This is a genomic window from Pseudomonas sp. A0308, from assembly GCF_044218815.1.
In the GTDB taxonomy this organism is placed as follows: domain Bacteria; phylum Pseudomonadota; class Gammaproteobacteria; order Pseudomonadales; family Pseudomonadaceae; genus Aquipseudomonas; species Aquipseudomonas iridis.
In genome coordinates this window covers 2,688,403-2,701,110 of record NZ_CP162581.1, presented here as the reverse complement: position 1 = coordinate 2,701,110, position 12,708 = coordinate 2,688,403, and the positions used below count along the sequence as shown (strand labels likewise).

The 12,708-nt window shown below is 59.0% G+C and carries 10 protein-coding genes and 2 tRNA genes; 8 read left to right on the top strand and 4 right to left on the bottom strand.

The window, feature by feature from the left end:
- Nucleotide 1: 1 nt before the first annotated feature.
- The gene (locus AB4P92_RS12475; protein ID WP_047299492.1) at nucleotides 2–1,936 is read left to right on the top strand and encodes a methyl-accepting chemotaxis protein; all 1,935 of its coding nucleotides are present in this window, start codon (nucleotides 2–4) and stop codon (nucleotides 1,934–1,936) included.
- A 90-nt stretch (nucleotides 1,937–2,026) separates the two neighbouring features.
- On the opposite strand, the gene AB4P92_RS12470 is transcribed toward AB4P92_RS12475, so the two are convergent.
- From AB4P92_RS12470 to AB4P92_RS12455, 4 genes are all read right to left on the bottom strand, one after another.
- Entirely contained in the window at nucleotides 2,027–3,592 is a 1,566-nt protein-coding gene (locus AB4P92_RS12470; RefSeq protein WP_395599453.1) for an ABC transporter permease, read from the bottom strand.
- Nucleotides 3,592–4,602, bottom strand: coding sequence for an iron ABC transporter substrate-binding protein (locus tag AB4P92_RS12465; protein WP_395599452.1), 1,011 nt, complete (start codon nucleotides 4,600–4,602; stop codon nucleotides 3,592–3,594). The genes AB4P92_RS12470 and AB4P92_RS12465 overlap by 1 nt, the downstream gene beginning before the upstream one ends.
- Before the next feature lie 219 nt (nucleotides 4,603–4,821).
- Nucleotides 4,822–4,908, bottom strand: a tRNA-Leu gene (locus tag AB4P92_RS12460).
- Between the two features lie 181 nt (nucleotides 4,909–5,089).
- Nucleotides 5,090–5,176 (bottom strand) — tRNA-Leu (locus tag AB4P92_RS12455).
- A gap of 225 nt (nucleotides 5,177–5,401) precedes the next feature.
- On the opposite strand from AB4P92_RS12455, the gene rnr reads away from it, so the two are divergent.
- From rnr to dnaB, 7 genes are all read left to right on the top strand, one after another.
- Nucleotides 5,402–8,032: a ribonuclease R gene (gene rnr, locus AB4P92_RS12450; RefSeq protein WP_042557395.1), complete on the top strand. Its 2,631-nt coding sequence runs from the start codon at nucleotides 5,402–5,404 to the stop codon at nucleotides 8,030–8,032.
- Entirely contained in the window at nucleotides 8,029–8,796 is a 768-nt protein-coding gene (gene rlmB, locus AB4P92_RS12445) for a 23S rRNA (guanosine(2251)-2'-O)-methyltransferase RlmB (protein WP_042557396.1), read from the top strand. The genes rnr and rlmB overlap by 4 nt, the downstream gene beginning before the upstream one ends.
- A 307-nt stretch (nucleotides 8,797–9,103) precedes the next feature.
- A complete protein-coding gene (rpsF, locus tag AB4P92_RS12440; RefSeq protein WP_003236224.1) occupies nucleotides 9,104–9,526 on the top strand; it encodes a 30S ribosomal protein S6 in 423 nt (140 codons plus the stop codon).
- 28 nt (nucleotides 9,527–9,554) lie between these two features.
- Nucleotides 9,555–9,785 (top strand): 30S ribosomal protein S18, encoded by a 231-nt coding sequence (rpsR, locus tag AB4P92_RS12435; protein WP_003171373.1) that lies wholly within the window; start codon nucleotides 9,555–9,557, stop codon nucleotides 9,783–9,785.
- A 36-nt stretch (nucleotides 9,786–9,821) separates the two neighbouring features.
- Nucleotides 9,822–10,715 (top strand): hypothetical protein, encoded by an 894-nt coding sequence (locus AB4P92_RS12430; protein WP_042557397.1) that lies wholly within the window; start codon nucleotides 9,822–9,824, stop codon nucleotides 10,713–10,715.
- A gap of 18 nt (nucleotides 10,716–10,733) precedes the next feature.
- Nucleotides 10,734–11,180: a 50S ribosomal protein L9 gene (rplI, locus tag AB4P92_RS12425; RefSeq protein WP_042557398.1), complete on the top strand. Its 447-nt coding sequence runs from the start codon at nucleotides 10,734–10,736 to the stop codon at nucleotides 11,178–11,180.
- A gap of 121 nt (nucleotides 11,181–11,301) precedes the next feature.
- Entirely contained in the window at nucleotides 11,302–12,699 is a 1,398-nt protein-coding gene (gene dnaB / locus AB4P92_RS12420) for a replicative DNA helicase (RefSeq protein ID WP_042557399.1), read from the top strand.
- Nucleotides 12,700–12,708 lie beyond the last annotated feature (9 nt).

The window sequence follows — 12,708 nt, the reverse complement described above, 5'->3', positions numbered from 1 at the left end:
AGTGTCAGCCGTTCTCTCACTGTTACAAAGCCGTCTGTTGCGGCCCGTGTTCGTTACCCTTGGTATCGCCCTTTTGGTGCAGGTGTTAGTGGCCGTTGCCCTGACGCGGAGCACGGTCACGGCACTGGAAGCGGATCTGGCGGTGCGCCTCGGTGCCGACAGCCAGAAACTCTCCGGGGAACTGGAGCAGGCCGGGCGTGAAGTCACGTCGAGTCTTGACGCCTTGTCCGCCAGTACTCGACAGCGTCTTACCGCCGGTTTGTCTTCTCGCCTGAAGGACGAGCAAACGCAATTGCGTGCGACGCTGGAAAAGGATTTGAAGGATTCGGCCAATGACATGGCCCAATTGCTGGCTTCGGTTGCACCCCGCGCCATGTGGGACAGCGACGTGCCGACCCTGTCCGAGTTTGCCCGGCGCGCCCAGCGCAATCCCAATGTGCTGTTCGTGGTCTACGACGACGCTACTGGGCAGCATTTGACCCGTTACCTCAATCGCGAAAACCCGATCAACAAGGCCTTGCTGGAGAAGGGGCAGGGCGAACGTGCACTGGATAAAGTGCTGGATGCGGCAAAGAACGATCCTTCGGTTTATTACCTTGAAGCGTCGATCAGCCCTAACGGCGTTGAAATCGGCAAGGTGCTGATGGGCGTCTCCACGGCCTCGGTAGAGACCGATCTGGCTGCGCTCGACAAGCGCTTCCTGGCATTGATCGCCAGCAGCGATCAATTGGTCGGCGACAGCCTCAAAGGTGCCGCAGCCGATAGCGCCACTGCGATGCGCGCGCGTCTGCAATCGGCACAATCCACCGCTACCGAGATGAAATCCAACACGGCGAGCACTGTGCAGGACGCTGCCGCGACCTTGCGTTGGCGCATTGGTATGGGCCTCGCGCTAGTCGGCTGCGGCGTGCTGTTGTTGCTGGCCGTGGTGCTTGGCCATCGCGTGGTCAACCGCTTGAAGATGCTTAACGCAGCGATGGACGACCTTGCAGCGGGCGAGGGTGATCTGACCAAACGTGTACAGATCAACAGCAAGGACGAGATCGGTGACATGGCTGCAGCGGTCAACCGCTTTGTCGACAAGTTACAGCCGATCGTGCGTGAGGCGGGTGATGTGGCCCAGCGCACCGGCGTGGAAATCGGCGCGATGACCCTGCGCAATGCCGGTGCCGATGCGGCGGCCGGGATGCAGCGTGACGAAGTCGCGGAAAGTCTGCGGGCGCTTTCGCAAATGGCGGACGAGGCCCAATCGGAAAGCCACGCGATGCAGGCAGCGTTGAAGCAGGTGGTTGATATTCGTCAGGCCACTGATGAGAACACCCGCACGTCGGCCAAGGTCGGCAGTCTGATCGAGGCGCTGGCGGGGCAGGTCGACACGGGGGCGAAAGTCATCGAGCGGCTCGCGCAGCAGAGTGAACAGATTGAAGTGGTGCTGACGGTCATTCACGGCATCGCCGAGCAGACCAACCTGTTGGCATTGAACGCTGCGATCGAAGCGGCACGGGCAGGCGAAACCGGGCGGGGGTTCGCTGTTGTGGCAGACGAAGTTCGGGCGCTGGCGAGCAAGACACAAAGCTCTACCGGCGACATCCAGGCGCACATCGTCGCGTTGCAGCAAGGCGCGCGTGAGGCGGTGGAGGCGATCGGGCAGGCCGGACGTCAGGCCAGTGAAGGTTTGCTGGTGCTGCGCGACAGTGCGCGGTTGCAACAGTCGGTGCAGGCTTCGGTCGAGCAGGTGCATGCAGCGATTGGTCTGGCAACGCAGGCGGCGGCGCATCAGGCTGCGGGTGCGCAAGCGGTACGTGGGCGCGTCGAAACGATCCACGTGCAGGCCGAGAAAGCGGCTCAGGCTGTGGTGGAAACCACGGCCAGTGGCAAGGTGCTGGATGGCTTGGCCGCGCAGCTTAAGGCGAGCCTTGGGCAGTTCCGGGCCTGAAGATCAGAAGATCGCAGCCTGCGGTGGCTCCTACAGGGAAACGCAAAATCCCATGCAGGAGCCGTCGCAGGCTGCGATCTTTTTGCTTTTTCAGCGGCTCAGATACATCCGGGTAGTCAGCAAATAAACAGGCAATCCCGAGACCAATATCAACAGCGCCGCATAAGGCGCCGCCGCTGCAAACTCGACATTCGCGGTATGCGCCCAGACTTCGGTCGCCAACGTGTTGAGTCCGGTCGGACTCAACAGCAAGGTCGCCGTCAGCTCTTTCATCGCATCCAGAAAAACCAACGCAAACGCTGCGCCCAATGCCGGGAAAATGATCGGCAGCGTCACCCGGCAAAATGCCGTGAACGACGATGCGCCCAGCGTGCGCGCCGCTTCTTCCAATTGCGGTGCAGCCTTGTTCAGCGCGGTGCGAATCGGTGCCTGAGCCAGCGGCAGAAACAGCAGCGCATAAGCGATCAGCAGCAAACCAGATGTCTGGTACAGCGCCGGCACATAATGCAGGGCGAAATACACCAGCGTCAGTGCGATCACCAGACCTGGCAGTGCATGCAGCAGATAGGGCAGGCGCTCGGCCCAGATCGCCAGTTGACCTTTGTAACGCACCACCAGCAGGCCGACCGGCACCGCGAGCAGCAGGCACAGCGCAGCGCCACCCAGTGACAACGCCAGCGACGACAGCAGCGCTTCGGTAATTGCCGCGACCGGGAATGCCGCCGATGACCCGACGGCCAGCCAATACGCCAACATGCCCAGCGGAATCCCGCTGCCGATAATCGCCAGCGTCAGGCAATACACCTGACCGACAGCGGCCCAGGATCCCAGCCTGACTTGCTCGGCCTGACGCGCCGCGCCCTGGCCGGTGCGTACGTGTCGGCCCTTGCCGCGTACGCGCAGTTCCAGCCACAACAGCACCAGGCACAGCGCTAGCAATACCGCAGAAAGCATCGCCGCATTCGCGTTGCTGAACTCCAGTTCGAACTGCTGATAGATCGCTGTGGTGAAGGTTTGCAGGCCGATGATCGACAGCGCGCCGAACTCCACCAGCATGTGCAAGGCAATCAACAGCGAGCCGGCCAGCAGCGATGGCCAGAGCAGGGGCAGGGTGACGCGAAAAAACACCCCCCAACGGTTCTGGCCCAGGGTGCGGGCGGATTCTTCAAGGGATGGATCGAGATTGCGCAGGGTCGCTGCGACAGGCAGGAAGATCAGCGGGTATTTCGACAGGCTCATCACCAGAATCGCACCGCCAAGGCCTTCGAACTGTGCGCTCAACGACACCCAGGTGAAGCTGCTGACAAATGCCGGCACCGCGAACGGCAGGCATAAAATCACGCCCCATAGACGTCGTCCCGGCAAATTGCTGCGTTCCAGCAGCCAGGCCAGCGACAGACCGATCACGCCGCAGGTGACGGTCACGCCGACCATCAATGCCAGGGTGTTGCGCAGCAGGCCGAAAACGTAAGGGCGCCACAACAAGTGCAGCGCTTCGGCCCAGCCGGCCTGCCAGGTTTTCAGCCCGACATACGCCAGCGGCAGCAGGCTCATCACCACCAGCAACAACACGGGTAGCAACAGCCAGATCGACGGCCGCTTGCGTCGTGGCACGTAACCCCCGCGCATGGCGGGGGTGGCTAACGATGCGGTCATCAGTTCAAGCCAACTTCGCGTTCCAGATCCAGCGCTTCTTCAGCATTGCCCAGGTCGGCCGGGGTGACGTTCGGCGCTTCCAGTTCGCTGAACGGCTTGAGGCCGCGGTCAGATTCCATTCCTTTATGCAGCGGGTATTCGGCGGTGGTCTGAGTGATCACCCGCTGACCTTCTTCGCTGGCCATATAGGCGAGGAATTGCTGGGCTTCTTTTGGATGCTTGCTGGATTTCAGCACGGCGGCACTGGAGACGGTGATCAAGCCGCCGACGTCGCCGCCGGTGAAGTAGTGCAGTTTCGAATCCAGTTTGCCTTTCTCGCGTTGCAGGGCGAACCAGTAGTAGTTGTTCACCAGCACGGTGGCGACTTCGCCGTTTTCCACCGCTTTGAGCGCGACCATGTTGTTGCTGTAGGTCTTGCCGAATGCGCGCAGACCGGTCAGCCATTCTTCGGCGGCGTCGCGACCGTGCATCTTGATAATGGCCACGGCCTGTTCCTGGAACGCGCCGCTGGTTGGCACGAAGCCGACCTTGCCTTGCCATTGCGGATCGGAGAAATCCATCACCGATTTCGGCAGGTCTTTCTCATTGATCAGTTTTGGGTTGTAGGCAACCACACGGACCCGGGCCGTCACGCCGATCCAGGTGCCGTTACTCGCGACGTATTTTTCCGGCAGCACGGCCAGCGTGGCGTCATCGGCCTTGGCCAGCAGGCCTTGTTCGCCAAGTTTGTTCAGTGGCGGGGATTCTTCGGTGTAGATCACGTCGGCAGGGGAGCGATCGCCTTCTTCGACGATCTGGCTGGCAAGCTGATTGCTGCTGCCCTTGCGGACATTGACGTGTATGCCGGTCTTGGCTTCGAAGGCTTTGGCGATCGCATCGCCGACTTCCTTGTGCTGGCCATTGTAGAGAGTCAGGGAAACCGCATCGGCAGCCTGGGTGAGGGGAGTGGCGAGTGCCAGGCCGAGAAGGGTGAAGGTCAAGCCTCGGCGCAGGGTATTTCGAAACGTCATTCTCAGGGTTCCTCACTGTCGCATTGCAAAATCTTGCAACAATGATAAACGATATTGTTTCTCAAGTGCGCCTTGCGGGCTGAGGAGGGGTCTGATAATGCAGGTGATGTTCGTAATCGAATTCCGAATAGGGCGTCGGAAATTTCAGGAAGGCAGAAACGCAAAAACCCGCTTTCGCGGGTTTTTGAGAAATCCAGGGTCGTAACCTTGAATTTGAATTGGTGCCCAGAAGAAGACTCGAACTTCCACGACCTTGCGGTCACCAGCACCTGAAGCTGGCGTGTCTACCAATTTCACCATCTGGGCAATCATCGCAAGCGTTGCCGCTGTTGATGTGGCGCACTATACGGAGCGCTTTTTGATCTGTAAACCCCTGATTTAATTTTAATAAATCGGTTTTAACAAATCCTTTCCTTAGAATGCAAAAAACCCGCTTTCGCGGGTTTTTGTGTGAGTCTTGAAACTGATCTAGTCTCAAACTCGAAATTGGTGCCCAGAAGAAGACTCGAACTTCCACGACCTTGCGGTCACCAGCACCTGAAGCTGGCGTGTCTACCAATTTCACCATCTGGGCAGTATCGGCAGCGCTTGTGCGTCGTCGATGGCGCGCACTATACGGAGCGTATTTTTAACTGTAAACCCCTGCTGCCAAATATTTTGATTTTTTTTACCAACGGTGTTCAAAACCGCTTTAAAACGGCGATACAGTGCTTTAGATGGGCCTTTATAGTCTGAAATTTCCCGTTTGATGGCGCCTATGCCAAACTAACCCGTATATAGACAAGGTGAAAACTCTCTAATGGCCGATTGGCAGTCCCTCGATCCCGAGGCCGCTCGTGAAGCGGAAAAATATGAAAACCCTATTCCAAGCCGCGAACTGATCCTTCAGCACCTTGCTGATCGAGGTTCGCCAGCTGCCCGCGAGCAACTGGTCGAAGAGTTTGGTCTGACCACAGAAGACCAGATCGAAGCCCTGCGTCGCCGTCTGCGCGCAATGGAGCGCGACGCTCAACTGATTTACACCCGTCGTGGCACTTATGCGCCGGTGGATAAACTCGACCTGATCCTGGGCCGCATCAGCGGGCACCGGGACGGTTTCGGCTTCCTGGTGCCGGACGACGGCAGCGACGACCTGTTCATGAGCCCGGCGCAAATGCGTCTGGTGTTCGACGGTGACCGTGCGCTGGCCCGTGTCTCCGGCCTCGACCGTCGTGGTCGCCGCGAAGGCATGATCGTCGAAGTGGTCTCGCGTGCTCACGAAACCATCGTCGGCCGCTACTTCGAAGAGGGCGGTATTGGTTTCGTCGTTGCGGACAATCCGAAGATCCAGCAGGAAGTGCTGGTCACGCCAGGCCGTAACGCCAACGCCCAAATCGGTCAGTTTGTCGAAGTGAAGATCACTCACTGGCCGACACCACGCTTCCAGCCGCAAGGCGACGTGGTTGAAGTCGTGGGCAACTACATGGCGCCGGGCATGGAAATCGATGTCGCCCTGCGCGCCTACGATATCCCGCACGTCTGGCCTGAAGCGGTCTTGAAAGAAGCCGCCAAGCTCAAGCCTGAAGTCGAAGAAAAAGACAAAGAGAAGCGCATCGACCTGCGCCATCTGCCGTTCGTGACCATCGACGGTGAAGATGCTCGCGACTTCGATGACGCGGTCTACTGCGAAGCCAAACCTGGCAAGTTGCGCCTGTTCTCCGGCGGCTGGAAGTTGTACGTGGCCATTGCCGACGTCTCCAGCTACGTGAAGATCGGTTCGGCGCTGGACAATGAATCTCAGGTTCGCGGCAACTCGGTGTACTTCCCCGAGCGTGTCGTGCCGATGCTGCCTGAGCAACTGTCCAACGGCCTGTGCTCGCTGAATCCACACGTCGATCGCCTGGCCATGGTTTGCGAGATGACAATCTCCAAATCCGGCGAGATGACCGACTACTGCTTCTACGAAGCGGTGATTCACTCCCACGCTCGCCTGACCTACAACAAGGTCAGTGCAATGCTGGAAACGCCGAAACTTACCGAGGCGCGTCAGCTGCGCGGCGAGTACAACGACGTTCTGCCGCACCTCAAGCAGCTTTATGCGCTGTACAAGGTTTTGCTGGCTGCTCGTCACGTACGTGGCGCCATCGATTTCGAAACGCAGGAAACCCGGATCATCTTCGGGACCGAGCGCAAGATTGCCGAGATCCGTCCAACCGTTCGCAACGATGCGCACAAGCTGATCGAGGAATGCATGCTGGCGGCCAACGTGGCCACCGCTGAATTCCTGAAGAAGCACGAAATACCTGCGTTGTATCGCGTTCACAACGGCCCGCCGCCGGAGCGTCTGGAAAAACTGCGCGCGTTCCTCGGTGAGCTTGGTCTGTCCCTGCACAAAGGCAAGGAAGGCCCGTCGCCGAAGGATTACCAGGCACTGCTGGCCAGCATCAAGGACCGTCCGGATTTCCATCTGATCCAGACCGTGATGCTGCGTTCGCTGAGCCAGGCGGTGTACAGCGCTGACAACCAGGGCCACTTCGGTCTGAATTACGAAGCTTATACCCACTTCACTTCGCCGATCCGTCGTTACCCTGACTTGCTCACGCACCGCGCCATCCGCAGCGTGATCCATTCGAAACAGGACACCCCGCACGTTCGTCGTGCCGGTGCGATGACCATTCCGAAGGCGCGTATTTATCCGTACGACGAGGCAGCGCTGGAGCAGCTCGGCGAGCAATGCTCGATGAGCGAGCGCCGTGCCGACGAAGCCACTCGTGACGTAGTGAACTGGCTCAAGTGCGAGTTCATGAAGGATCGCGTGGGCGAATCGTTCCCGGGCGTGATCACTGCCGTGACCGGTTTTGGTTTGTTCGTCGAGCTGACCGATATCTATGTCGAAGGTCTGGTCCATGTCACCGCGCTGCCGGGCGACTACTACCACTTCGACCCTGTGCATCACCGCCTGGCGGGCGAGCGCACCGGTCGCAGCTTCCGTCTTGGCGACACCGTTGAGGTGCGCGTCATGCGTGTCGATCTCGACGAGCGCAAGATCGACTTCGAGATGGCCGAAAAAACCATCAGCGCACCGATTGGTCGCAAGAAGCGTGGCGCGGAAACTGCTGCACCCGCTGCCAAAGCCGCGGCAGAACCGGCTCCAGCGAAAACCGCTGGCCGCCGTCCTGCCAAGGAAAAGGTCAGTGACGCCTATCGCCCAAGCGATGCCGTGGCGAAAAACGCCGAGCTGCGCAAAAGCCGTGAACTGAAGCAGGCTTTGCTCGCCGATGCGAAAAACGGTGGTAAAGCGGCGTCCGGGGGAAAGACCGGACGGTCGGCGCCTGAAAATGCGACCGGCGGCAAGCCAGCCAAACCGAGCAAACACCGTAAAGGCCCGCCGAAAGCGGGTTCGGCTCCAGCCAAAAGTGGCGGGGCCCGTAAACCGAAGGCGAAGTCATGAGTCAGTTGGAAAAAATCTACGGCGTTCACGCGGTAGAAGCGTTGCTGCGTCACCACCCCAAGCGCGTCAAACAGATCTGGCTGGCTGAAAGCCGCAACGATCCGCGCGTGCAGACCTTGATCGAACTGGCTAACGAGAATCGTGTCCAGGTGGGTCAGGCCGAGCGTCGCGAGATGGACGCCTGGGTTGAAGGCGTGCACCAGGGCGTGGTTGCGGACGTCAGTCCGAGCCAGGTCTGGGGCGAGGCAATGCTCGACGAATTGCTCGATCGCACCGACGGTGCGCCATTGTTGCTGGTGCTCGATGGCGTGACCGATCCGCACAACCTCGGCGCCTGCCTGCGTTCGGCAGATGCTGCCGGTGCGTTGGCAGTCATCGTGCCAAAAGACAAGTCAGCCACCCTGACACCTGTCGTGCGTAAAGTGGCCTGCGGCGCGGCGGAAGTGATTCCGCTCGTTGCAGTGACCAACCTGGCGCGCACTCTGGAAAAGCTCCAGCAGCGCGGTCTGTGGGTTGTCGGCACGGCGGGCGAGGCCGAGGTCAGTATCTACGACCAGGACTTGACCGGCCCGACCATCCTGATCATGGGTGCTGAAGGCAAGGGCATGCGTCGTCTGACCCGTGAGCATTGCGATTATCTGGTGAACCTGCCGATGGCTGGTAGCGTCAGCAGCCTCAACGTTTCGGTGGCAACCGGTGTGTGCCTGTTCGAGGCGCAGCGTCAGCGCGGTGCCAAGGCCAAGGCTTCCGCGAAGAAGTCCTGAGTCGTACGCGGCTCAAATGTGGGAGCGAGCCTGCTCGCGAAAGGGGAGTGTCAGTCGACGTAAATGTTGCCTGACAGACCGCATTCGTGAGCAGGCTCGCTCCCACAGTGTTTTGTGGTGTGGCATGAATCGGTGATTGTTCAAATAATCACCAATTGCCTTGCACCTCTTCAGTCCCTTCTCTACAATTGCGCCCCTTGCTGTGACGGCAGGCACGCATGTGCCCCGCGCCAGCAAGTCCATAAGTGTCATTCACTCCTTGTCTGACCGTTTTTGAGCGGCAGGCTACAACCCGTAAGGAGCATTCATGCGTCATTACGAAATCATCTTTTTGGTCCACCCGGATCAAAGCGAGCAAGTCGGCGGCATGGTAGAGCGTTACACCAAGCTGATCGAAGAAGACGGCGGCAAAATCCACCGTCTGGAAGATTGGGGCCGTCGTCAACTGGCCTACGCAATCAACAATGTTCACAAGGCTCACTACGTGATGCTGAACGTTGAGTGCACTGGCAAGGCCCTGGCCGAGCTGGAAGACAACTTCCGCTACAACGATGCAGTGATCCGTAACCTGGTCATCCGTCGCGAAGAAGCCGTTACCGGCCAATCCGAGATGCTCAAGGCTGAAGAAAACCGCAGTGAGCGCCGTGAGCGTCGCGACCGTCCTGAGCACGAAGGCGCTGATAGCGCTGATAGTGATGACAGCGACAACAGCGATAACGCTGACGAGTAATCCACGGACCTTTTAAGGAGCCTATCAAATGGCACGTTTCTTCCGTCGTCGTAAATTCTGCCGCTTCACTGCTGAAGAAGTGAAAGAGATCGATTACAAAGATCTCAACACTCTGAAAGCCTACGTATCCGAGACCGGCAAAATCGTTCCAAGCCGCATCACCGGTACCAAAGCTCGTTATCAGCGTCAGCTGGCCACCGCTATCAAGCGCGCCCGCTTCCTGGCCCTGCTGGCCTACACCGACAGCCACGGCCGCTGAGACCGGGCAGTCGACAAGTAGCAAAGGATTGAATGCATGCGTGCCATAGCTGAGTTCATTATGCGAGGCCGTATGCAGGCCACTCTCGTAGTGGCCGGATGTGCAACATTGCCGTTGTTGTATTGGTTGGGTGCTGCCGCCGGGAGCCTTGTGCTTCTGCGGCGCGGATTGAAAGACGCTCTTGGCGTTCTTTCACTGGGGCTGCTGCCAGCGTTGATCTGGTGGTTGTATGCCGATGACCCACGGGCACTTCTGGTGCTTTTGGGGTCTTCGGGGCTTGCGTTGGTTTTGCGCGCAAGTGAGTCCTGGGTTCGTACGCTGCTGGTCAGCGTAGCCGTTGGAGTGGTGTTTTCAGTGGTGCTCGGGGCGGCGTTTGCGGCCCAGATCGAGATGCTCGCGCAGGCCCTTGTAAAGGTCATGCCAGCGCTTCTCGGTGAGACCTACAAGCAATTGTCGGTTGATGAGCAAGCGCGTTTCGCGTCCCTGATTGCGCCAGTCCTGACCGGACTGATTGCGGCTTTGTTGCAGATCGTCAGCGTGCTGAGCCTGATTGTCGGGCGTCATTGGCAGGCGTTGTTGTACAACCCGGGTGGTTTTGGTCGCGAGTTTCGCGCCATCCGGATCCCGCTGGGGCCGGCGATGTTACTGCTGGCGTTGATGCTTCTGGGCCCGAATCTCGGTGCACAGATGGCCATGTTGACGCCGTTGTGCAGTGTACCGCTGGTGTTCGCCGGACTTGCCTTGATTCATGGGCTGGTCGGGCAGAAGCGACTGGCCGGTTTCTGGCTGGTGGGGTTGTACGTCACGCTGTTGCTGTTCATGCAGCTGATCTATCCGTTGCTAGTGGTCTTGGCCATTGTCGACAGCCTGATTGATTTTCGCGGTCGTCACGTGTCGAAAGACACCGACAGCGCGAACGGTGAAGGTTAAAAGTTAGAGGATTTTCACATGCAACTGATCCTTCTGGAAAAAGTCACCAACCTGGGCAACCTGGGTGACAAAGTAAACGTTAAGGCCGGTTACGGCCGTAACTACCTGCTGCCTTACGGCAAGGCTACCGCAGCGACCCCAGCGAACATCGCTGCGTTCGAAGAGCGTCGTGCCGAGCTGGAAAAAGCTGCCGCAGACCGTAAAGCATCGGCTGAAAGCCGTGCTGCCCAACTGGCCGAGCTGGAAGTGACCATCACTGCCACCGCTGGCGACGAAGGCAAGCTGTTCGGTTCGATCGGTACTCACGACATCGCTGACGCACTGACCGCTTCCGGCGTTGAAGTGCAGAAGAGCGAAGTTCGTCTGCCGAACGGCACCATCCGCAACGTAGGCGAATTCGACGTAGCCGTGCACCTGCACGCCGAAGTTGAAGCCACCGTACGCGTTGTAGTGGTAGCAGCTTAAGCAACACCTGATCGGCTGGCGGCTTGTACGTCAGACGGTTAACATCGGGCACGATCCTGTTTACAGGTCGTGCCCTTTGTCTTTCTGCATTCCCTGTTTTTACTAAACAACTCAAGTGGCCATGAACGATATCTCCGCTCCCGAGCAATACGATCTGCAAACCGCTGCCCTGAAGGTGCCGCCGCATTCCATCGAAGCCGAACAGGCTGTTCTCGGTGGTCTGATGCTGGACAACAACGCCTGGGAACGCGTGCTCGATCAAGTCTCCGACGGCGATTTCTATCGACATGACCACCGCCTGATATTCCGTGCGATCGCCAAACTGGCCGATCAGAACTCCCCGATTGACGTCGTGACCCTTGCCGAACAACTGGACAAGGAAGGTCAGACGTCTCAGGTTGGCGGTCTCGGTTACCTGGGCGAACTGGCGAAAAACACGCCGTCCGTCGCCAACATCAAGGCCTACGCGCAGATCGTTCGTCAGCGCGCGACGTTGCGCCAACTGATCGGCATCAGCACCGAGATCGCCGACAGTGCCTTCAACCCCGAAGGCCGAACTGCCGAGGAAATTCTCGACGAAGCCGAGCGCCAGATCTTCGCAATTGCCGAGGCCCGGCCTAAAACCGGCGGCCCGGTGGGTGTGAACGAGTTGCTGACCAAAGCCATCGACCGAATCGACACGCTGTTCAACACCGACAACGCCATTACCGGCCTGTCGACCGGTTACACCGACCTCGATGAGAAGACCAGCGGCCTGCAGCCGGCGGACTTGATCATCGTTGCTGGTCGTCCGTCGATGGGTAAAACCACCTTCGCGATGAACCTGGTGGAAAACGCCGTACTGCGCAGCGACAAGGCCGTTCTGGTGTACTCCCTCGAGATGCCAGGCGAATCGCTGATCATGCGTATGCTCTCGTCCCTCGGCCGGATCGATCAGACCAAGGTGCGTTCCGGTCAGTTGGAAGATGATGACTGGCCGCGCCTGACTTCGGCCGTCAACCTGCTCAATGATCGCAAGCTGTTCATCGATGACACCGCCGGCATCAGCCCGTCAGAGATGCGTGCCCGCACCCGGCGGCTGGCGCGTGAACACGGTGACATCGGCCTGATCATGATCGACTACCTGCAACTGATGCAGATTCCAGGTTCCGGTGGCGACAACCGGACCAACGAGATTTCCGAAATCTCGCGTTCCTTGAAAGCCCTGGCCAAGGAATTCAATTGCCCGGTGGTCGCACTGTCCCAGCTCAACCGCTCCCTGGAGCAACGGCCGAACAAACGCCCGATCAACTCCGACCTCCGGGAATCCGGAGCGATCGAGCAGGATGCTGACGTCATCATGTTCGTTTACCGGGACGAGGTGTATCACCCGGAGACCGAGCACAAAGGCATCGCCGAAATCATCATCGGCAAACAGCGTAACGGCCCGATCGGCTTTATCCGGCTGGCGTTTATCGGTAAATACACGCGCTTCGAAAACCTCGCACCAGGCAGCTACAACTTCGACGACGACGAATAAAGGCTGGCC

Bases quoted from the DNA above. Each gene is read 5' to 3' on its own strand.
- AB4P92_RS12470 (WP_395599453.1), bottom strand. From the start codon at position 3,592: ATGACCGCATCGTTAGCCACCCCCGCCATGCGCGGGGGTTACGTGCCA.
- AB4P92_RS12465 (WP_395599452.1), bottom strand. From the start codon at position 4,602: ATGACGTTTCGAAATACCCTGCGCCGAGGCTTGACCTTCACCCTTCTC.
- rnr (WP_042557395.1), top strand. From the start codon at position 5,402: ATGGCCGATTGGCAGTCCCTCGATCCCGAGGCCGCTCGTGAAGCGGAA.
- rlmB (WP_042557396.1), top strand. From the start codon at position 8,029: ATGAGTCAGTTGGAAAAAATCTACGGCGTTCACGCGGTAGAAGCGTTG.
- rpsF (WP_003236224.1), top strand. From the start codon at position 9,104: ATGCGTCATTACGAAATCATCTTTTTGGTCCACCCGGATCAAAGCGAG.
- rpsR (WP_003171373.1), top strand. From the start codon at position 9,555: ATGGCACGTTTCTTCCGTCGTCGTAAATTCTGCCGCTTCACTGCTGAA.
- AB4P92_RS12430 (WP_042557397.1), top strand. From the start codon at position 9,822: ATGCGTGCCATAGCTGAGTTCATTATGCGAGGCCGTATGCAGGCCACT.
- rplI (WP_042557398.1), top strand. From the start codon at position 10,734: ATGCAACTGATCCTTCTGGAAAAAGTCACCAACCTGGGCAACCTGGGT.
- dnaB (WP_042557399.1), top strand. From the start codon at position 11,302: ATGAACGATATCTCCGCTCCCGAGCAATACGATCTGCAAACCGCTGCC.